Annotated in this window: 15 protein-coding genes; 12 read left to right on the forward strand and 3 right to left on the reverse strand. The window is 74.0% G+C overall.

The features are described 5' to 3' along the window. The first annotated feature begins 1 nt into the window (after nucleotide 1). The 11 genes from nuoF (at nucleotide 2) to FB380_RS09790 (ending at nucleotide 14,732) form a co-directional block, all read left to right on the forward strand. Nucleotides 2–1,327, forward strand: a complete 1,326-nt coding sequence (nuoF, locus tag FB380_RS09740) for an NADH-quinone oxidoreductase subunit NuoF (protein ID WP_166754887.1) — start codon at nucleotides 2–4, stop codon at nucleotides 1,325–1,327. Further along, entirely contained in the window at nucleotides 1,327–3,849 is a 2,523-nt protein-coding gene (locus FB380_RS09745) for an NADH-quinone oxidoreductase subunit G (RefSeq protein WP_166754888.1), read from the forward strand. Before nuoF ends, FB380_RS09745 begins: the two co-directional genes overlap by 1 nt. Continuing rightward, nucleotides 3,846–5,285, forward strand: a complete 1,440-nt coding sequence (gene nuoH / locus FB380_RS09750) for an NADH-quinone oxidoreductase subunit NuoH (RefSeq protein WP_166754889.1) — start codon at nucleotides 3,846–3,848, stop codon at nucleotides 5,283–5,285. The genes FB380_RS09745 and nuoH overlap by 4 nt, the downstream gene beginning before the upstream one ends. Then, nucleotides 5,278–5,949, forward strand: coding sequence for an NADH-quinone oxidoreductase subunit NuoI (nuoI, locus tag FB380_RS09755; RefSeq protein ID WP_249523239.1), 672 nt, complete (start codon nucleotides 5,278–5,280; stop codon nucleotides 5,947–5,949). Before nuoH ends, nuoI begins: the two co-directional genes overlap by 8 nt. Then, a complete protein-coding gene (locus FB380_RS09760; RefSeq protein WP_166754890.1) occupies nucleotides 5,946–6,878 on the forward strand; it encodes an NADH-quinone oxidoreductase subunit J in 933 nt (310 codons plus the stop codon). The genes nuoI and FB380_RS09760 overlap by 4 nt, the downstream gene beginning before the upstream one ends. Continuing rightward, nucleotides 6,875–7,174: an NADH-quinone oxidoreductase subunit NuoK gene (nuoK, locus tag FB380_RS09765; RefSeq protein WP_166754891.1), complete on the forward strand. Its 300-nt coding sequence runs from the start codon at nucleotides 6,875–6,877 to the stop codon at nucleotides 7,172–7,174. The genes FB380_RS09760 and nuoK overlap by 4 nt, the downstream gene beginning before the upstream one ends. A gap of 19 nt (nucleotides 7,175–7,193) precedes the next feature. Then, entirely contained in the window at nucleotides 7,194–9,110 is a 1,917-nt protein-coding gene (gene nuoL, locus FB380_RS09770) for an NADH-quinone oxidoreductase subunit L (protein ID WP_166754892.1), read from the forward strand. Nucleotides 9,111–9,150: 40 nt separating this feature from the next. Continuing rightward, entirely contained in the window at nucleotides 9,151–10,830 is a 1,680-nt protein-coding gene (locus FB380_RS09775) for an NADH-quinone oxidoreductase subunit M (protein WP_166754893.1), read from the forward strand. Beyond that, nucleotides 10,830–12,374 (forward strand): NADH-quinone oxidoreductase subunit NuoN, encoded by a 1,545-nt coding sequence (nuoN, locus tag FB380_RS09780; protein ID WP_166754894.1) that lies wholly within the window; start codon nucleotides 10,830–10,832, stop codon nucleotides 12,372–12,374. Before FB380_RS09775 ends, nuoN begins: the two co-directional genes overlap by 1 nt. A gap of 74 nt (nucleotides 12,375–12,448) precedes the next feature. Next, nucleotides 12,449–13,525 carry a polyprenyl synthetase family protein gene (locus FB380_RS09785; protein WP_166754895.1) on the forward strand — a complete coding sequence of 359 codons (1,077 nt, stop codon included), beginning with the start codon at nucleotides 12,449–12,451 and terminating at the stop codon, nucleotides 13,523–13,525. 34 nt (nucleotides 13,526–13,559) lie between these two features. Next, on the forward strand, nucleotides 13,560–14,732 hold the full coding sequence (locus tag FB380_RS09790; RefSeq protein WP_166754896.1) for a PQQ-dependent sugar dehydrogenase: 1,173 nt from the start codon (nucleotides 13,560–13,562) through the stop codon (nucleotides 14,730–14,732). Here FB380_RS09790 and FB380_RS09795 read toward each other — a convergent pair. Then, nucleotides 14,716–15,402 (reverse strand): pyridoxamine 5'-phosphate oxidase family protein, encoded by a 687-nt coding sequence (locus FB380_RS09795; RefSeq protein WP_166754897.1) that lies wholly within the window; start codon nucleotides 15,400–15,402, stop codon nucleotides 14,716–14,718. The two genes, FB380_RS09790 and FB380_RS09795, sit on opposite strands and share 17 nt — an antisense overlap. Nucleotides 15,403–15,591: 189 nt before the next feature. On the opposite strand from FB380_RS09795, the gene pdxR reads away from it, so the two are divergent. Beyond that, a complete protein-coding gene (pdxR, locus tag FB380_RS09800) occupies nucleotides 15,592–16,908 on the forward strand; it encodes a MocR-like pyridoxine biosynthesis transcription factor PdxR (protein ID WP_229681861.1) in 1,317 nt (438 codons plus the stop codon). A gap of 64 nt (nucleotides 16,909–16,972) precedes the next feature. Here the strand turns inward: pdxR and FB380_RS09805 are convergent, their stop codons facing one another. Both FB380_RS09805 and FB380_RS09810 read right to left on the reverse strand, forming a co-directional pair. Further along, nucleotides 16,973–18,097, reverse strand: coding sequence for a 2-oxoacid:ferredoxin oxidoreductase subunit beta (locus FB380_RS09805; RefSeq protein WP_229681862.1), 1,125 nt, complete (start codon nucleotides 18,095–18,097; stop codon nucleotides 16,973–16,975). After that, nucleotides 18,094–20,067: a 2-oxoacid:acceptor oxidoreductase subunit alpha gene (locus tag FB380_RS09810; RefSeq protein WP_166754898.1), complete on the reverse strand. Its 1,974-nt coding sequence runs from the start codon at nucleotides 20,065–20,067 to the stop codon at nucleotides 18,094–18,096. Before FB380_RS09810 ends, FB380_RS09805 begins: the two co-directional genes overlap by 4 nt. Nucleotides 20,068–20,246: the final 179 nt, after the last annotated feature.

Consider the following 20,246-nt stretch of genomic DNA (forward strand, 5'->3'; position numbering starts at 1 on the left):
GATGCCCCTGACCCCTGTCCTCACCTCCCGGTTCGACGCGCCGCTCTCCTGGACCCTGGACACCTACGAGCGGCTGGACGGTTACCGCGCGCTCCGCTCGGCCCTGGAGATGGCGCCGGACGACGTCGTCGCGCTGGTCAAGGACTCCGGCCTGCGCGGCCGCGGCGGTGCCGGCTTCCCGACCGGGATGAAGTGGAGCTTCATCCCGCAGCCCAAGCCGGGGGAGACCCCGACCGGCCCGGCGGCGGCCCCGAAGTACCTGGTGGTCAACGCCGACGAGGGTGAGCCCGGCACCTGCAAGGACCTGCCGCTGATGATGGCCGACCCGCACTCCCTGCTGGAGGGGGTGATCATCACCGCCTACGCGATCCGCTCGAGCTTCGCCGTCATCTACGTCCGCGGTGAGGCGGTGCACGCCCACCGCCGGCTGGTGGCCGCCGTGCAGGAGGCCTACGCCGCCGGGTACCTCGGCAGCGACGTGCTCGGCTCCGGCTACGACCTCGAGCTGGTGGTGCACGCCGGCGCCGGGGCCTACATCTGCGGCGAGGAGACCGCGCTGCTGGACTCCCTGGAGGGCTACCGCGGGCAGCCCCGGCTCAAGCCGCCGTTCCCCGCCGTCGCCGGCCTCTACGGCTCGCCCACGGTGATCAACAACGTGGAGACGCTGGCCAGCGTGCCCTACGTCGTCCGCGGCGGCGCGGACTGGTTCAAGACGATGGGCCCGGAGAAGTCGCCCGGCCCGAAGATCTACTCGCTGTCGGGCCGGGTGGTGCACCCCGGCCAGTACGAGGCCCCGATGGGGACGACGATGCGCGAGCTGCTGGCCATGGCCGGCGGTGTGCGGCCCGGCCACGAGCTGAAGTTCTGGACGCCGGGCGGCTCCTCGACGCCGTACTTCACCGCCGAGCACCTCGACGTCCCGCTGGACTTCGACTCGGTGGCCGCGGCCGGCTCGATGCTCGGCACCACCGCGCTGATGGTCTTCGACGAGACCGACTCGATCGTCGAGGCCACCCTGCGGTTCACCGAGTTCTACGCGCACGAGAGCTGCGGCAAGTGCACCCCGTGCCGGGAGGGCACCTACTGGCTGGTCCAGATCCTGGAGCGGCTGGTGCACGGGCAGGGCCGGGCCGCCGACCTGGACCTGCTCACCGACACCTGCGACAACATCCTCGGCCGCTCGTTCTGCGCCCTCGGCGACGGCGCGACCAGCTGCATCGCCAGCTCGCTGAAGTACTTCAAGGACGACTACGTGGCCCTGCTGCCGGCCGAGGAGCAGGCCCGCCTCGGCCGGTCGCTGCGGCTCGAGCCCGTGGGAGCAGCCTGATGACCCTCACCCCGGCCACCCCCGAGCCCGCGGCGGCGCTGCCGCCCGGCGCACCCGGCCCGCACACCCCGCCCGACGCCGTGCACTGCACGATCGACGGCTTTCCGGTCGCGGTGCCCAAGGGCACGCTGATCATCCGCGCGGCCGAGCAGATCGGCGTGCAGATCCCGCGGTTCTGCGACCACCCGCTGCTGGACCCGATCGGCGCCTGCCGGCAGTGCCTGGTGGAGGTGGAGGGGCAGCGCAAGCCGGTCGCCTCCTGCACCACCCCGGTGGCCCCGGACATGGTCGTGCAGACCCAGCTGAGCAGCCCGGTCGCGGACAAGGCCCAGCAGGGGACGATGGAGCTGCTGCTGGTCAACCACCCGCTGGACTGCCCGGTCTGCGACAAGGGCGGGGAGTGCCCGCTGCAGAACCAGGCGATGAGCAACGGGCGTACCGAGTCCCGGTTCACCGACGCGAAGCGCACCTACCCCAAGCCGCTGCCGATCAGCTCGCAGGTGCTGCTGGACCGCGAGCGCTGCGTGCTCTGCGCCCGGTGCACCCGGTTCAGCCAGCAGGTCGCCGGTGACCCGTTCATCGAGCTGTTCGAGCGCGGGGCGCTGGAGCAGGTGGCGATCTACGAGGACGAGCCGTTCGAGTCCTACTTCTCCGGCAACACCACCCAGATCTGCCCGGTCGGCGCGCTGACCAGCGCCACGTACCGGTTCCGCGCCCGCCCGTTCGACCTGCGCAGCGAGCCCAGCGTCTGCGAGCACTGCGCCAGCGGCTGCGCCCAGCGCACCGACTACCGGCGCGGCACGGTCACCCGCCGGCTGGCCGGCGAGGACCCGGCGGTCAACCAGGAGTGGAACTGCGACAAGGGCCGCTACGCCTTCCGCTACGCCGCCAGCAACGAGCGGCTGATGACGCCGCTGGTGCGGGGGGCGGACGGCGAGCTCCAGCCCGCGTCCTGGCCGGAGGCGTGGGCCGCCGCGGCCGAGGGGCTGCGTGCCGCGCACGCGGCCGGCGGGGTCGGGGTGCTCCCCGGTGGCCGGCTGACCGTCGAGGACGCCTACGCCTACGCCGCCTTCGCCCGCGTCGCGCTGGGCACCAACGACGTCGACGCCCGGGCCCGCGCGCACTCCGCCGAGGAGCTGGACTTCCTGGCCACGCACGTCGCCGGCACCGCGCCCGGGGCCGGCGGGCTCAGCTACGACGACCTGACCGCCGCCCCGGCGGTGCTGCTGGTCGGCTTCGAGCCCGAGGAGGAGTCGCCGATCGTCTTCCTGCGGCTGCGCCGGGCGGTCCGGACGGCGGGCCAGCAGGTCTTCGACGTCGCCCCGTTCACCACCCGGGCCGCGGAGAAGCTGCAGGCCACCGTGCTGACCACCGTCCCGGGGCAGGAGGCCCGGCTGCTGCACGACCTGGCCGCCAACCCGGTGGACGGCGTGCTGGCCGAGGCCGCCGTGGCGCTGTTCCGCCCGGGCGCGGTCATCCTGGCCGGCGAGCGGCTGGCCGAGGTGCCGGGCGGCTTCACCGCGGTCAGCGCCCTCGCCGCCGAGACCGGCGCCCGGATCGGCTGGGTGCCGCGCCGGGCGGGGGAGCGGGGTGCGGTCGAGGCCGGCGCTCTGCCGACGCTGCTCCCCGGCGGCCGCACCGTCGCCAGCGCGGCCGACCGGGCCGCCGTCGCCCAGCGGTGGGGGGCCGACGTCCCGTCGACCCCGGGCCGCGACCTCACCGGCATCCTCACCGCCGCGCGGGACGGCGCCTTGGCCGGCCTGCTCGTCGGCGGCGTGGACCCCGCGGACCTGCCCGACCCGCTGCTGGCCGAGCGGGCGCTGCAGGCGGCCCGGTTCGTGGTCAGCCTGGAGCTGTTCCCGACCGCGGTCACCGCGCACGCCGACGTCGTCCTGCCGGTCGCCGCCGCCCCGGAGAAGGCCGGCAGCTACCTGGACTGGGAGGGGCGGGTCCGCCCGTTCGACGCCACCCTGCACGGCAGCGGCCAGCTGACCGACGGCCGGGCGCTCCAGGGCCTGGCCGAGCACCTGGGCGTCGACCTGCGGGTCGGGTCGGTGAGCGAGGTCCGCGCCCAGCTGATCGCCCTCGGCGGCGCGGCCCAGGCACCCGACGCGACCGGCGGCGGCGTCGCGCCGGCGCCGCTGCCGGAGCTGGCCGAAGACGAGGCGGTGCTCGCCTCCTGGCGGCAGCTGGTCGACGTCGGCACGCTGCAGCGGGAGGAGCCGGCGCTGGCCGGCACCGCCCGGCCGCCGGTCGCCCGGCTGGGCAAGGACGCCGCCCGCCGGCTCGGCCTGGCCGACGGCGACCCGCTCACCGTCACCGGCCCGGCCGGGGCGGTCACCCTGCCGGTGCGGCTGGTCGAGATGCCCGACGGCGTGGTCTGGCTGCCGATGCGCTCCCCGGGCAGCGAGGTCCGCGCCCAGCTCGGCACCGGCCCCGGCTCCGTCGTCCGGCTCGCCGGGCCGCCGCCCACCCCGGCCGGCGCGACCTCCCTCTCCAGCCTGCGGGAGGCCCAGGAGTGACCGTCTTCGCCGCCGCCGACCAGCCGACGCTGGAGGACTTCGGGAACGACGTCTGGTGGATCGTGCTCATCAAGATCGTCGGCATCTTCGGGGTGCTGGTGCTGATGACGCTGTTCGCCATCGTCTTCGAGCGCAAGGTCGTCGCCCGGATGCAGCAGCGGATCGGCCCCAACCGGGTCGGGCCGCGGGGCTACCTGCAGAGCCTCGCCGACGGCCTGAAGCTGGCGTTCAAGGAGGACATCATGCCGGCGCTGGCCGACAAGCCGGTGTACTTCCTGGCGCCGGTCATCGCCACCATCCCGGCCTTCCTGGCCTTCTCGGTCATCCCGCTGGGGCCGACGGTCAGCATCTTCGGCGAGCGCACGCCGCTGCAGCTCATCGACTCCCCGATCGGGGTGCTCATCGTGCTGGCCTGCTCGGCGATGGGCGTCTACGGCATCGTGCTCGGTGGCTGGGCCTCCGGGTCGACGTACCCGCTGCTCGGCTCGCTGCGCAGTGCGGCGCAGATGATCAGCTACGAGATCGCGATGGGCCTGTCGATCGTCGCGGTGTTCCTCTACGCCGGCTCGATGTCGACCTCGGAGATCGTGGCCGCCCAGGCCGACGGCACCGAGCTCTCCTTCTTCGGCCTGGAGTTCACCGGCCCCAGCTGGTTCGCCGTCCTGCTGCCGGTCTCCTTCGTCATCTACGTCATCGCCGTGGTGGGCGAGACCAACCGGGCGCCCTTCGACCTCCCCGAGGCCGAGAGCGAGCTGGTCGGCGGGTTCCACACCGAGTACTCGTCGCTGAAGTTCGCCCTGTTCTTCCTGGCCGAGTACATCAACATCGTCACCGTCTCCGCGCTGGCCGCGACGCTGTTCCTCGGCGGCTGGCGGGCGCCCTGGCCGATCTCGATCTGGGACGGCGCCAACACCGGCTGGTGGCCGCTGCTGTGGTTCTTCGCCAAGGTCGTCGTCGCGCTGTTCGTCTTCGTCTGGCTCCGCGGCACCCTGCCCCGGCTCCGCTACGACCAGTTCATGAGGTTCGGCTGGAAGGTGCTGGTCCCGGTCGGGCTGGTCTGGATCCTCGTCGTCGCGACGCTGCGCGCCGTCGCCCGCGAGTCGGACCTGGACGCCGGTCAGGTCGCCGTCTTCGTCGGGGTGCCGATCGCACTGGTGCTGCTGGGCGGCCTGCTCCTGGCCTCCCGGATGCGCAACCGGGACACCCGGGTCGCCGCCCGTGAGGCCGCTGCCGGCGGTCCGGCGCCGGCCGAGCCGCAGGTGCTGGACCCCCGGGGCCGGGACCGGGCGCCCGGCGGGTTCCCGGTGCCCCCGATGGACCTGGTCGTCCCGCCCTCGCCGCGGCTGCGCCGTCGCGAGTCCGTCGGCGCCGGGACCGTGGTCGGCACCGGCCGGCGCACCAGCTCGACCACGCCCGAGGAGGACGACGATGTCTGAGCCCACCCCGCCGCCCGTCACGTCAGGTGCCTCCGCCGGGGCCGGCCCGGCCCGGCGGGAGAGCAGTGCGGTCGCCCGGCAGTCCTCGACGGCGCCGGCCACCACGGCCCCCGGCAAGCGGTCCAGCTGGCTGCCCGGGCCCGCCCAGGGGTTCGGGGTCACCTTCGCCACGATGTTCAAGAAGGTGACGACGGAGGAGTACCCCGAGGTCCCCAAGCAGACCAAGCCCCGCTACCACGGTCGGCACGTGCTCAACCGGCACCCCGACGGCCTGGAGAAGTGCGTCGGCTGCGAGCTCTGCGCCTGGGCCTGCCCGGCCGACGCCATCTACGTCGAGGGCGGGGACAACACCGAGGACGCCCGCTTCTCCCCGGGTGAGCGCTACGGCGCCGTCTACCAGATCAACTACCTGCGCTGCATCTTCTGCGGGTTGTGCATCGAGGCCTGCCCGACCCGGTCGCTGACGATGAGCAACGACTTCGAGCTCGCCGACGACGACCGCCAGGCGCTGATCTACACCAAGGAGCAGCTGATGGCCCCGCTGCTGCCCGGGATGGAGCAGCCGCCGCACCCGATGCGGCTGGGCGAGAACGAGCAGGACTACTACGTGCGGGCCCCGCAGCCCGGGTCCGCCGCCGAGCCGGTGGTCGGGGAGCGGGCATGACCGTGCTCGCCCCGACCGTCCTGGCGGCAGCGGCCGACACCGGGGTGGTCATCGGCACCGGGGAGACCATCGTCTTCTGGGTGCTCGCCCCGGTGGCCCTGGCCGGCGCGCTGGGGATGGTGCTGTCCCGCAACGCCGTTCACTCCGCGCTCTGGCTGGTCGCCACCATGCTGAGCCTGGGCGTCTTCTACGTCGTCCAGGAGGCGCCGTTCCTGGGCGCGGCGCAGATCATCGTCTACACCGGCGCGATCATGATCCTGTTCCTCTTCGTGCTCATGCTGGTCGGCCGGGAGACGTCGGACTCGGTCGTCGAGACGCTGCGCGGGCAGCGGGTGGCGGCGATCGTGCTGGGGATCGGCTTCGCCGGGCTGGTCGGCGCCGGCATCGCGCGGGCCACCGAGGACCTGCCGGTCGCCGGGCTCACCGCGGTGCAGGGCACCGCGGGCGGGCCGGCCGCCGGCAACGTCGAGGCGATCGCCGCCGTGCTCTACGGCCGCTTCGTGCTGGCCTTCGAGGTCACCGGCGCCCTGCTCATCGTGGCCGCCGTCGGCGCGCTGCTGCTCACCCACACCGAACGGGAGCCCGGCACCCAGCGCAGCCAGAAGGAGCGCTCCCAGGCCAGGTTCCTCACCGACCGGCCGCAGACGCTGCCCGGCCCCGGCGTCTACGCGCGGGCCAACTCCATCGCCGCGCCCGGCCGGCTGCCCGACGGCGGCCTGGCGCCGAGCAGCTTCGCCACCGGCGTCGAGCCCGTCCGGGTCGACGAGCTGCCGCGCACCGGCAGCGTCGGCGCCGAGCGGGAGGGGCTGCCGCACGCCGGGGGCACCGACGCCGCCCTCGGCACGATCGGCGGCGGCACCACCGGCCCGGTCCCCGGCAGCGGCACCACCGGCCCGGTCCCCGGCAGCGGCCAGGAGGCGCCCCGATGACGATCACCAACTACCTGGTGCTGGCGGCGATCCTGTTCACCATCGGCGCCGTGGGCGTCCTGGTGCGGCGCAACGCCATCGTGGTGTTCATGTGCATCGAGCTGATGCTCAACTCGGTGAACCTGACCCTGATCACCTTCGCCCGGAGCACCGGGACGGTCGAGGGCCAGGTCATCGCCTTGTTCGTGATGGTCGTCGCCGCCGCGGAGGTGGTCGTCGGCCTGGCCATCATCATGTCGATCTACCGCACCCGCCGCTCGGCCTCGGTCGACGACGTCAACCTGCTGAAGTACTGAGCGGAACGGGAGCCCAGGGGTGAACGAGGTCGTGCCTGCGTCGGTCCCGGTCGACGGGCTGTTGTCCGTCACGTGGCTGGTGATCGTGCTGCCGCTGGCCGGTGCGGCGCTGTTGCTGCTCGGCGGGCGGCGCACCGACCGCTGGGGGCACCTGCTGGCCACCGGCACCGTGGTCGCGTCCTTCGCCCTCGCCGTGGGCTGCACCCTCGCGCTGGTCGACCGGGCCGGCCGCACGGTGAGCCTGGACCTGTTCACCTTCATCGACACCGGCAGCCTCGACGTCACCGCCGGGCTGCTGTTCGACCCGCTGTCGGCGGTCTTCGTCCTGCTGATCACCGGGGTCGGTGCGCTGATCCACGTCTACTCGATCGGCTACATGGCGCACGACCCCGGCCGCCGCCGGTTCTTCGCCTACCTCAACCTCTTCGTCGCGGCGATGCTGCTGCTGGTCCTGGGCAACAGCTACGTGGCCCTCTACGTCGGCTGGGAGGGCGTCGGCCTGGCGTCCTACCTGCTGATCGCGTTCTGGTACACCCGCCCGGCGGCCGCCACGGCGGCCAAGAAGGCCTTCCTGATGAACCGGGTCGGGGACGTCGGCCTCGCGCTGGCGATCTTCGTGATGTTCGCCCAGCTCGGGACGACGTCCTACGCCGGCGTCTTCGGCTCGGTGGGGCTGCTCGCCGGCGGAACCGTCACCGCGATCGGGCTGCTCCTGCTGCTCGGTGCCTGCGGCAAGTCCGGCCAGTTCCCGCTGCAGGCCTGGCTGCCCGACGCGATGGAGGGCCCGACACCGGTCTCGGCGCTGATCCACGCGGCCACGATGGTGACCGCCGGGGTCTACCTGATCGCCCGGAGCGCCCCGGTCTACGACGCCACGCCCACCGCCCGCACCGTCGTCCTGGCCGTCGGCGCGGTCACCCTGCTGATCGGCGCCATCGCCGGCTGCGCCCACGACGACATCAAGAAGGTGCTGGCCTACTCCACGGTCAGCCAGATCGGCTACATGTTCCTGGCCGTGGGGCTCGGCCCGGTCGGCTACGCGGCCGCCATCGCCCACCTGCTGGCCCACGGCTTCTTCAAGGCCGGGCTCTTCCTCGGCGCCGGCTCGGTCATGCACGCGATGGACGACTCCGTCGACATGCGCCGCTTCGGCGGCCTGGCCCGGAAGCTGCCCGTCACCTTCGTCACCTTCGGGCTGGGGTACCTGGCGCTGATCGGCTTCCCGTTCCTGTCCGGCTGGTGGACCAAGGACGCGATCATCGAGGCGGCGCTGGACCGCGGCGGCGTCTCCGGATGGGTGCTCGGCGGGGTCGCCGTCCTCGGCGCCGGGCTCACCGCCTTCTACATGACCCGGCTGATGCTGATGACCTTCTTCGGCCGGCCGCGCTGGGAGGACGGCGTGCACCCGCACGAGGCCCCGGCGGTGATGACGGCGCCGATGGTGCTGCTCGCCGTCGGGTCGGTCGCCGCGGGCGCCCTGCTGGTGGCGGTCTTCCCGCTCAGCGGCTGGCTGGAGCCGGTCTTCGGGGAGCCGGAGGAGGCCGCGCACCTGGTGTCGCCGCTGGTGGTCAGCATCGTCGTCACCGTGGTCGTCGCCCTCGGGGCGCTCACCGCCTGGCTGTACGTCGGCCGCCGCGAGGTGCCGACGACGGCGCCGGCCCGCGTCTCGCCGGTGGTCGCCGCCGCCCGCCGCGGGCTCTACGCAGACACCGTCAACGAGTCGCTGGTCATGCGCCCCGGGATCTACCTGACCCGCGCCCTGGTCTGGCTGGACGCCCGCGGGGTGGACGGCGCGGTCAACGGCACGGCCGCGGCCCTGGGCGGGAGCTCGGCGCGGCTGGGCCGGGTGCAGACCGGGTTCGTCCGCAGCTACGCCCTCGGCATGCTCGGCGGCGCGGTGCTGATCGCCGGCGCGCTGTTCGCGGTGACGGCATGACCACCCCTGACAGCCCCACCCGCGGAGAGGCGGCCCGGCCGTGAGCGACGTCCCCTGGCTGGTCCTGATGATCGTCGTCCCGGCGGTCGGCGCCGCCGTGGTCGCGGCGCTGCCGGCCGCCCGGGAGGCCCTGGCCCGCCGGCTCGCGCTGGCGGTGAGCCTGCTGGTGCTGCTGCTCGCCGTGCTGACCACCGTCGCCTTCGACCCCGACGGCGAGCGGTTCCAGCTGACCACCTCGGTCGCCTGGATCCCCGACTTCGGGGTCGACTTCGCCCTCGGCGTCGACGGCATCGCGCTGTCGATGCTGCTGCTGATCGGCGTGCTGGTGCCGATCGTGGTCGGCGCCTCCTGGCGGGACGCCCCGGTGCCCCGGCCGGGCCGCCCGGCGCGGTCGATGACCGCCTTCTGGGCGTGGCTGCTGCTGCTCGAGTCGCTGATGGTCGGGGTCTTCGCCGCCACCGACGTCTTCCTGTTCTACGTCTTCTTCGAGGCCATGCTCGTGCCGATGTACTTCCTGATCGGCAGCTTCGGCGGGGAGAACCGGCAGTACGCCGCGGTCAAGTTCTTCCTGTACAGCCTGCTCGGCGGCCTGGTCATGCTCGCCTCGGTGATCGGGCTGTACGTGGTCAGCAACTCCCAGCTGGGCGAGGGCACCTTCGCCTTCGACGCGCTGCGCCAGCTGGAGATCGACCCGAACGTGCAGAAGCTGCTCTTCGCCGGGTTCTTCCTCGCCTTCGCGATCAAGGCGCCGCTGGTGCCCTTCCACACCTGGCTGCCCGACTCCGGCGCCGAGGCCCCCATCGGCGGCGCCGTGCTCCTGGTCGGGGTGCTGGACAAGGTCGGCACCTTCGGCTTCCTGCGCTACTGCCTCCCGCTGTTCCCCGACGCCTCCCGCGACCTGGCCCCCTGGGTGCTGGTGCTCGCGGTCGCCGGGATCATCTACGCGGCACTGCTCGCCGTCGGGCAGAGCGACATGAAGCGGCTGGTGTCCTACACCTCGATCGCCCACTTCGGCTTCATCGCGCTGGGCATCTTCGCCTTCACCACCGAGGCGGCCACCGGCGCGGTGCTCTACATGGTCAACCACGGCATCGCCACCGGCCTGCTGTTCATCGTCGTCGGCATGGTGATCGCCCGCGGCGGCTCCCGGCAGATCCGCGACTACGGCGGGCTGGCCGCCAGGACGCCGGTGCTGGCCGGGGTCTTCCTGCTCGCCGGGCTGGCCTCCCTCGCGCTGCCGGGCACCAACAGCTTCGTCAGCGAGTTCCTGGTGCTCATCGGGGCGTTCCCGACCCGGCCGGTGTTCACGATCATCGCCACCGCCGGGATCGTGCTGGCCGCCCTCTACGTGCTGCTGATGTACCAGCGGGTCATGCACGGCCCGCCGCGCGGCGTGCTCCTGGCCGACACCGACGCCGACCCCGACGACCGCCCTGAGGACGGCGACCTGTCCGCCGGACCCGTCGGTGGGCCGCACGGCGCGACCGCCGTGCTCGACGCGCCGGTGCGGGCGCGGCTGCGGGCCGTCCGGGACCTGTCCGGGCGGGAGATCGCCGTCGTCACGCCGCTGGTCGCCCTGATCCTGGTGCTCGGGGTGTACCCGCAGCCGCTGATCGACCTGGTCAGCCCGGCGGTCGAGGCGACCATGACCGACATCGGCGTCGACCCCGGGGGCAGCACGCCGGCTGCACCGGGCACCGGGACCGGGGGGACCGACTGATGGGCGCCATCGAGGCACCGGACCTGTCCTACGCAGCGCTCGCACCGCTGCTGTTCGTCTTCGGTGCCGCCTGCGTCGGCGTCCTGGTCGAGGCGTTCGCGCCGCGGTCCGTGCGCCACCCCGTGCAGGTGGCGATCGCCCTGGTCGGCACGGTCGGGGCCCTGGTCGCCACGCTGCTGCTGGCCGGCACCGAGGACGTCACCGCCGGCGGGGCGCTGGCCGTCGACGGGCCGGCGCTGTTCCTGCAGGGGACGATCGCCGTCCTGGGCGCGCTGTCGGTCCTGCTGTTCAGCGAGCGCGCCCTGGACCCGGCCCGCTCGGCGTTCGTCGCCGCCGCCGCGGTGCCGGCCGGCAGCGTCCGGGACCGCGAACTGGCCACCTCCGAGCGGGTGCAGACCGAGGTATACCCGCTGGCCACCTTCGCCATCGGCGGCATGATGCTGTTCACCGCCGCCAACGACCTGCTGATCATGTTCGTGGCGCTGGAGGTGCTCAGCCTGCCGCTGTACCTGATGTGCGGGCTCGCCCGCCGCCGGCGGCTGCTGTCCCAGGAGGCGGCGGTCAAGTACTTCCTGCTCGGCGCCTTCGCCTCGGCGTTCTTCCTGTACGGGCTCGCCCTCGTCTACGGGGCGACCGGCAGCGTGCGGCTGTCCGACGTGCGGGTGGCCGTGGTGACCGAGGGCGGCGGCGCCCTGATGGTGCTCGGGCTGGGCCTGCTCGTGGTCGGGCTGATGTTCAAGGCCAGCGTCGCGCCGTTCCACAGCTGGACCCCCGACGTCTACCAGGGCGCCCCCACCGCGGTGACCGCCTTCATGGCCGCGGCCACCAAGGTCGCCGCCTTCGGGGCGGTGCTGCGGCTGCTCTACGTCGCCTTCGGCACCGCCGACTGGACCTGGCGGCCGCTGGTCTACGCCCTGGCGATCGCCTCCATGGTGGTCGGCGCGGTGCTCGGGCTCACCCAGACCGACGTCAAGCGGATGCTGGCCTACTCCTCGATCGCCCACGCCGGCTTCCTGCTCACCGGGGTCATCGGCCTCGGCCCGGACGGCACCGGCTACGGGCTGGCCGCGACCATGTTCTACCTGGTCACCTACGGCCTGACGACGCTCGGCGCGTTCGGGCTGGTCACCCTCGTCCGGGACGGCGACGGCGAGGCCACCCACCTCGCCCAGTGGGCCGGCCTGGCCCAGCGCTCCCCGCTCGTCGCCGCACTGATGACCTTCTTCCTGCTCGCGCTCGCCGGCATCCCGCTCACCAGCGGGTTCACCGGCAAGTTCGCCGTCTTCCGGGCCGCGATCGAGGCCGGGGCCTGGCCGCTGGCCCTCGTCGCGCTGGTCGCCAGTGCGATCGCGGCGTTCTTCTACCTGCGGGTGGTCGTGCTCATGTACTTCTCCGACCCCGCGCCCGACGGCCCCACCGTCGGCGTCCCCGGCATGCCGACCACGATCGTGCTCGCGGTCACCGCGGCGGCCACGCTGGTGCTCGGCGTCCTGCCCGGGGCGGTGCTCGAGCTGGCCGAGTCGGCCGCCGTGTTCGTCGGCTGACCGGCTCCGCGCGCCCCGGCCGGCGGCAGGCCGGTGCGCCGGGGGTCGTGCACGGCGGCTATCTTCGTCGGTTGATGACCGGAGCCGGCACCACCAGCCCCCAGGGCGGCGGACGCGACCCCCAGCGTGAGGGCCAGTCGTGGCACCGGCCCGCGAGCCCGGCCTCGACGATCGGCCCCTGGCTCCCCGACGGCGAGCTCGGCGAGGCGCTGTCCGACGGGCTGGCGCGGGTGGAAGCCCGGCTGGCCGCCTCGGTCGCCAGCGAGCACGCGTTCGTGAACGAGGCCGCCGGCCACCTGATGGCCGCCGGGGGCAAGCGGTTCCGGCCGCTGCTGGCGCTGCTCGCCGCCCAGCTCGGCGACGCGGACGCCCCCGAGGTGGTCGACGCGGCCGTCGTCTGCGAGCTGACCCACCTGGCCACGCTCTACCACGACGACGTGATGGACGAGGCCTCCGTCCGCCGGGGCGCCCCCAGCGCCAACAGCCGCTGGACCAACAGCGTCGCCATCCTGACCGGCGACTTCCTCTTCGCCCGGGCGTCGGACCTGCTGGCCGACCTCGGCCCGGAGGCCGTCCGGGTGCAGGCCCGGACGTTCGAGCGGCTGGTCACCGGCCAGCTGCGCGAGACGGTGGGCGCCCAGCCGGGCGAGGACGCCGTCGACCACCACCTCGGGGTGCTGGCCGACAAGACCGGGTCACTGGTGGCCACCTCCGCCCGCTTCGGCGCCTCGTTCGCCGGTGCCGCGCCGGAGCTCGTCACGGCGCTCACCGCGTTCGGCGAGGAGGTCGGGGTGGCCTTCCAGCTCTCCGACGACCTGATCGACATCGTCAGCGAGGGCGGGGTGTCCGGGAAGCGGCCCGGCACCGACCTGCGCGAGGGGATCGCCACCCTGCCGGTGCTGTTCGCCCTCGCCGGCGACGACCCGGCCGAGGCCCGGCTCCGCGAGCTGGTGGCGGGCCCGGTCGTCGACGACGCCGAGCACGCCGAGGCGCTCGCCCTGCTGCGCAGCTCCACCTCGCTGGCCCGGGCGACCGCGGTGCTCGGCGAGTACGCCGACCGCGCCCGGAACCGGTTGACGGCGGTGCCCGACGGCCCGGTGCGCGAGGCGCTGTCCGGGCTGTGCACGTACGTGGTGACCCGCACCAGCTGAGCCGTTCGGCCTGATCGGGGGCATCCTGAGGAGGATGACCCGACGCTCCTGGGTGGCGCTGCCCCCGCTCCTGCTGCTCGCCGCCTGCGGTTCCGCCGACCCCGGTGCGGACGACGCCGGCGCGGCCCCGGCGCCGGTGTCCGCACCCGCCGGTGCTCCTGAGCTGGAGGTCGAGGTCGTGCTCGACGGGCTGGACCACCCCTGGGACGTCGCCCAGGCACCCGACGGCACCCTGCTGGTCGACGAGCGCGCCGGCGGCCTGACCGCGGTGCTGCCCGACGGCGAGGCGCGCACGCTGGACGCGGACTTCGACGACCTCTTCGCCGAGGGGGAGACCGGTCTGATGGGTCTCGCCCTGGACCCCGCCTTCGCCGACAACCGGCGCTTCTACACCTGCCAGGGCGTGGAGTCCGCCGACGGCGCCGAGATCCAGGTGATCGCCTGGACCGTGGACGAGGGGTGGACCACCGCCACCCGGGTCGCCGACCCGCTGCTGGGCGGCATCCCGGTGAACGCCGAGAGCGGCCGGCACGGCGGGTGCCGGGTCGAGTTCGGCCCCGACGGTGCGCTGTTCATCGGCACCGGGGACAACGCCGTCGGCACGAACCCGCAGGACCTCGGCTCACTCGCCGGCAAGGTCCTCCGGATCGACCCGCAGACGGGAGAGGCCCTGCCGGACAACCCGTTCACCGACGAGGACGCCGCCGACCGGGTCTTCACCTACGGGCACCGCAACGTGCAGGGCCTCGCCGTGCGCCCCGGCACCGGACAGGTGTACTCCGTCGAGCACGGACCGGACCGGGACGACGAGGTGAACCTGCTGCAGCCGGGGGCCGACCTCGGCTGGGACCCGGTCGGGGCGGGCAGCTACGACGAGAGCGTGCCGATGACCGCCCCCGGGGCCGTGCCCGCCGTCTGGTCCTCCGGCGACCCGACCATCGCCCCCTCCGGCGCGACGTTCCTGGACGGGGACGCCTGGGGGGACTACGACGGGCTGCTGGTGATCGGCGTGCAGAAGGACACCGGCGTCCTCGCGCTCCGGCTGACCGAGGACGGCGAGCTCGTCGAGTCCTTCCGGCTGCCCGAGCTCGAGGACGCCCACGGCCGCATCCGCACCCCCGTCCAGGGCGAGGACGGCGCGCTCTACGTCACCACCGACAACGGCGACGGCGAGGACCAGCTGCTCCGGGTCACCCCGGCCGGCTGAGCGAGCGGTCCCGGACGCGGGGCGGCACCGGAACCCCCGCCGGGAGCAGCGGATCGGGCTCCGGCTCGCCCAGCACGGTGCGCAGCGGCAGCACCCCCGCCCACACCGGCGACGGCCCGGCATCGGCCGCCAGGTCGCGCTCGTCGTCCCCGGGCGGGCCGGTGCGCACCTTCAGGCTCGCCTCGGCGAGGTCCAGCGCCAGGACGGCGGTGGCGGCCAGCTCCCGGCGGTCCGGCTGGCGGGTCGCCGTCCAGGAGCCCGGCGCCAGCTGCTCGGTCAGCGCGGCCAGCGCCCGCAGCCGCTCCTCGGGGTCGGTGACCAGCTGCGCGGTGCCGTGCACGACCGCACACCGGTAGTTCATCGAGTGGTGGAAGGACGAGCGCGCGTAGACGACGCCGTCGACGTGCGTGACGGTGAAGGCCACCGGGCTCCCGGTGGCGGCGGCGCGCAGCGTGGCGGCGCCGGTGGAGCCGTGCAGGTAGAGGGTGTCGCCGACCCGGCCGTACCCGGTGGGCAGCACCACCGGCGCGCCGTCGAGCACGACGCCCAGGTGACCGACGAGCCCGGCGTCCAGCACCGCGTACAGCTCGGCGCGGTCGGTGCGGGCCCGCCGGGCGCCACGGCGGATGGTGCTGCGAGCGGTGGGGGAGAGCGGGGTCGCGACGTCCATGACCCCAACCTGCTGCACGCCGTGGCATCCTCCAAGGGCCATTCCGCCGCTTTTCCACCAGGCCACTCGCCGCCGGTCTCCCGCCGGGGCCGCTCGCCGGGGGAGCGCCTTCGACCGGTCCACCGGAGGTGTCTGCTGATCGACGTCCCACCCGTCGTCCTCGACCGGGCGGCCGCGCGGCCGCTGTCGGTGCAGCTGGCCGACGGGCTCCGCCAGGCCGCCGTGTCCGGGGCGTTGCGCCCCGGCGACCGGCTGCCGTCCACCCGGGAGCTGGCCGTGGCCCTGCGGGTCAGCCGGACGGTCACCGCCGCCGCCTACGACCAGTTGCTGGCCGAGGGGTGGGCCGCCGGGCGTCGCGGGGTGGGCACGTTCGTGACCGGGTCGGTGACGACCCCGCCGACGACCACCCGCCCCGCCCTGGTCGCGTCGCCGGCGGGGCCCCCGCTCGTCGACCTCCGGGCCGGGACGCCCTGCCTCGAGGTGCTCGACCAGACGGCCTGGCGGCGTGCCTGGCGCGCCGCCGGCGACAACGCGCCCGATGCCACCGCCGAGTCGGCCGGGGACCCGGCCTTCCGCGCCGCCGTCGCCGAGCACCTGCTGCGCCACCGAGGCCTGTCGGTCACCGCAGCCGACGTGCTGGCCACGTCCGGCACCTCCGCCGCCGTCGCCGAGGTCGCCCGCGTCCTGCCCCCGGGCAGCCGGGTCGGGGTGGAGGACCCGGGGTACCAGCGGGTCGTCGGTGCCCTGGTGGACGCCGGGGTGGAGCCGGTGCCCGTCCCGGTCGACCGCGACGGGCTGGTGGTCGACGCGCTGCCGGCCGGGTTGGCCGCCGTCTACTGCACCCCGGCCCACCAGTACCCGCTCGGTCTGCGGATGTCGGCGGCCCGCCGGCTGGCCCTCGTCGCCCGCGCCCGCACCGAGGGCTGGTGGGTGCTCGAGGACGACTACGACGGCGAGCTGCGCTACGACGTCGCGCCGCTGCCGCTGCTCGGCGCCCTCGGGCCGGACGTCGTGGTGCACCTCGGCACCACCAGCAAGATCGTGAGCCCCACCCTGGGCGTCGGCTGGCTGGTGGCGCCACCGGGCCTGCGCGCCGACCTGCTCACCCGGCGGACCACCACGGGCACCCGTCCGGCCCGGGCCGGTCAACGGGTCCTCGCCGCGCTGGCGGCCTCCGGCGACCTCGCCCGGCACCTGCGGCGGTTGCGGCGGGAGCTCGCCGGCCGGCGGGCGGAGGTGCTCGCGGCGGTGACGGCGGCCGGCTGCGTGGCGGAGGGGGACCCCGCCGGAGCGCACGTCGTGGTGTCGCTGCCGGATCCCACGGTGGAGGAGGCGCTCACGGCCGCAGCTGCGGGCCGAGGGGTGGCCCTGGACGGGCTGGGGCGCCACCACCTGAACGGCGCCGCCGGGTACCGCGCCGGGCTGGTGCTCGGGTTCGCGCACCCCAGCCGGGCCGAGCTGTCCGGGGCCCTGAGGGTGCTCACCGAGCTGCTCCGGGAGGCCTGAAGACGCCGGTGGCCGGCGGACCTGACAGGTCCGCCGGCCACCGGCGTTCAGCGTTCGAGCGGGATCAGCTGACGGTCCAGCTGTCGCCGCCGGCCAGCAGGGCGTCGAGGTCCGCGGGCTCCTGCGCCGCGGCGTCCTCGAGCTGGTCGGCCATCATCCGGTCGTACGTGGGCTTGGCCACCGACCGGAAGACGCCCATCGGGCTGTAGCGCAGGTCCTGGCTGGACAGCCGGGACAGCGCGAAGGCGTACGACGGGTCCTCGCGGGTCGCGTCGTGGACCACGATCTGGCTGGCGTCGACCTGGTTGGTCTCGGCGATCCGCAGGCCGCCGAAGTCGTCCCGGACGACGCAGGAGGCGCCCCCGGGGCCGAAGACCAGCGGCTCCCCGTGCACCAGCGGGATGGTCCACATCGGGCCGGTGGCCGGGTCCTTGAGCAGCTCGAACGCGCCGTCGTTGAAGATGTTGCAGTTCTGGTAGATCTCCACCAGCGACGTGCCCTGGTGCTCCGCGGCCTGGCGGAGCACGTCGGTGAGGCCCTTGCGGTCGGAGTCCATCGCCCGGCCGACGAAGGTCGCGTCCGCGCCCAGCGCCAGGGACACCGGGTTGAACGGGGCGTCGATCGAGCCCATCGGGGTGGACTTGGTGACCTTCCCGACCTCCGAGGTGGGGGAGTACTGCCCCTTGGTGAGCCCGTAGATCCGGTTGTTGAACAGCAGGATCGTCAGGTTCACGTTGCGGCGCAGGGTGTGGATCAGGTGGTTGCCGCCGATGGACAGCGCGTCGCCGTCCCCGGTGACGACCCACACCGACAGGTCGGGGCGGGAGGCGGCCAGGCCGGTCGCGATCGCCGGGGCGCGGCCGTGGATCGAGTGCATCCCGTAGGTGTTCATGTAGTACGGGAAGCGGCTCGAGCACCCGATGCCGGAGACGATGACCATGTCCTCGCGGGCGATGCCGAGGCTGGGCAGGAAGCTCTGGACCGCGTTGAGGATGACGTAGTCACCGCACCCGGGGCACCAGCGCACCTCCTGGTCGGTCTTGAGGTCCTTGGCCTTCAGCGTCGTCTGCTTCGCGCCGTTGGCCGCGATCGAGGCGTCGATCGCGCCGGAGATGGTGGTCACGTCCGGACCGCCGGCGGGCATGCCGAGGTCGTGCACGTGCCCGTTGCTGGATTCGATGGCGGTCACAGGGCCGCTCCCGTCTGTGCAGGGGTGTCGGAGCCGGTGTCGAGGGTGGTCGCCGTCCCGGTGGTCCCGTCGATGACGTCCTGGAACACGGCCGCCAGCTCCGCGGCGCGGAACGGCAGCCCGCGCACCTGGGTGTGGCTGTGCACGTCGACCAGGTACTTGGCCCGCAGGACCATGGCCAGCTGGCCGAGGTTCATCTCGGGGCAGACCACCTGGTCGTAGCGGGCGAGGATCTCGCCCAGGTCGGCCGGCAGCGGGTTGAGGTGGCGCAGGTGCACCTGGGCGATCGAGCGGCCCGAGGCGCGGATCCGCCGGCAGGCGGCGCCGATCGGCCCGTACGTGGAGCCCCAGCCGATGACCGCGACCCGGGCGTCGCCGTCCGGGTCGTCGACCTCGGTGGCCGGGATGGAGGCGGCGATGCCGTCGACCTTGGCCTGCCGGAGGCGGGTCATCAGGTCGTGGTTGGCCGGGTCGTAGGAGATGTTGCCGGTCTTGTCGGCCTTCTCCAGCCCGCCGATCCGGTGCTGCAGTCCCGCCGTCCCGGGCACCGCCCACGGCCGGGCCAGGGTCTCCGGGTCACGCAGGTAGGGGAGGAACTCGCCGTCCTCGCCGTTGGGCTCGGTGGCGAACTCCGTGCGCAGGTCGGGGAGCTCGTCGGTGGCCGGGATCGACCACGGCTCGGCGCCGTTGGCCAGGTAGCCGTCGGACAGCAGGATGACCGGCGTCCGGTAGGTCAGCGCGATCCGCGCCGCCTCCAGCGTGGCGTCGAAGCAGTCGCCGGGGGAGCGCGGCGCGATGACGGGCACCGGGGCCTCGCCGTTGCGGCCGTAGAGGGCCTGCAGCAGGTCCGACTGCTCGGTCTTGGTGGGCAACCCGGTGGAGGGGCCACCGCGCTGCACGTCGACGATGAGGAGCGGCAGCTCGGTCATCACGGCCAGGCCGATGGTCTCGGCCTTGAGCGCCACACCCGGCCCGGACGTCGTCGTCACGCCCAGCGCCCCGCCGAAGGAGGCGCCCAGCGCCGCGCCGATGCCGGCGATCTCGTCCTCGGCCTGGAAGGTGCGCACGCCGAAGGACTTGTGCTTGGACAGCTCGTGCAGGATGTCGCTGGCCGGGGTGATCGGGTAGGCGCCCAGGAAGACCGGCAGCCCCGAGCGCTGGCCCGCGGCGACCAGGCCGTAGGAGAGCGCCTGGTTGCCGGAGATGTGCCGGTACCTGCCCGGGGCCATCGGGGCCGGCTTGACCTCGTAGGAGACCGCGAAGGCCTCGGTCGTCTCGCCGTAGTTGAAGCCCGCCCGGAAGGCGGCGATGTTGGCGGCGGCGATCTGCGGCTTGCGCCGGAACTGCCGCTCCAGGAAGCGGATCGTGCCCTCGGTGGGCCGGTGGTACATCCAGGACAGCAGGCCGAGGGTGAACATGTTCTTGCTGCGCTCGGCCTCCTTCTTGCCCAGGCCGGAGTCCGCGAGCGCGTCGGTGGTCATCGAGGTCAGCGGCACGCTCACCAGCTGCCACTTGTCCAGCGAGCCGTCCTCGAGCGGGTTGCTGGCGTAGCCGACCTTGGCCAGGTTCCGCGGGGTGAACTCGTCGGAGTCGGCGATCAGCAGGCCACCGCCGGGGAGGTCCACGAGGTTGGCCTTCAGCGCGGCCGGGTTCATCACGACCAGCACGTCGGGCGCGTCACCCGGGGTCATGATGTCGTGGTCGGCGAAGTGCAGCTGGAAGCTGCTGACGCCGGGGAGGGTGCCCGTCGGCGCCCGGATCTCGGCGGGGAAGTTCGGCAGCGTCGACAGGTCGTTGCCGAAGCTGGCCGTCTCGCTGGTGAACCGCCCCCCGGTGAGCTGCATCCCGTCGCCGGAGTCCCCGGCGAGCCGGATGACGACGCGGTCGAGCTCGACGACGCTCTTCACCAGTCCGCCGGGGGCGGAGCTGTGGGCAGCGGCGTCGATGGCGGGGTCCACGGCGGGGTGCATGCCAGGGGCAACACCGTTCGCGGCGGGGCTGATTCCGGGGTTGGTGCCAGTCATGTGTGAGGTACCTCCGACCCGCCAGGCTACGTGCGCGCCGCGCCGGGGGACCCGCTCGGCGGCCGACGTGAGCGAAGCCACACAGGGTCGGCTCACCTCACAGGCGGGCCCCAGCCGCCGGGGGA

Origin of the sequence: Modestobacter marinus (assembly GCF_011758655.1) — a bacterium.
Lineage (GTDB): Bacteria > Actinomycetota > Actinomycetes > Mycobacteriales > Geodermatophilaceae > Modestobacter > Modestobacter marinus.

Coding starts and splice junctions, on each gene's coding strand:
- nuoI (WP_249523239.1), top strand. CDS start 5,278: ATGTCTGAGCCCACCCCGCCGCCCGTCACGTCAGGTGCCTCCGCCGGG.
- FB380_RS09785 (WP_166754895.1), top strand. CDS start 12,449: ATGACCGGAGCCGGCACCACCAGCCCCCAGGGCGGCGGACGCGACCCC.
- nuoN (WP_166754894.1), top strand. CDS start 10,830: ATGGGCGCCATCGAGGCACCGGACCTGTCCTACGCAGCGCTCGCACCG.
- FB380_RS09810 (WP_166754898.1), bottom strand. CDS start 20,067: ATGCACCCCGCCGTGGACCCCGCCATCGACGCCGCTGCCCACAGCTCC.
- FB380_RS09745 (WP_166754888.1), top strand. CDS start 1,327: ATGACCCTCACCCCGGCCACCCCCGAGCCCGCGGCGGCGCTGCCGCCC.
- nuoF (WP_166754887.1), top strand. CDS start 2: ATGCCCCTGACCCCTGTCCTCACCTCCCGGTTCGACGCGCCGCTCTCC.
- FB380_RS09760 (WP_166754890.1), top strand. CDS start 5,946: ATGACCGTGCTCGCCCCGACCGTCCTGGCGGCAGCGGCCGACACCGGG.
- nuoK (WP_166754891.1), top strand. CDS start 6,875: ATGACGATCACCAACTACCTGGTGCTGGCGGCGATCCTGTTCACCATC.
- FB380_RS09795 (WP_166754897.1), bottom strand. CDS start 15,402: ATGGACGTCGCGACCCCGCTCTCCCCCACCGCTCGCAGCACCATCCGC.
- FB380_RS09790 (WP_166754896.1), top strand. CDS start 13,560: ATGACCCGACGCTCCTGGGTGGCGCTGCCCCCGCTCCTGCTGCTCGCC.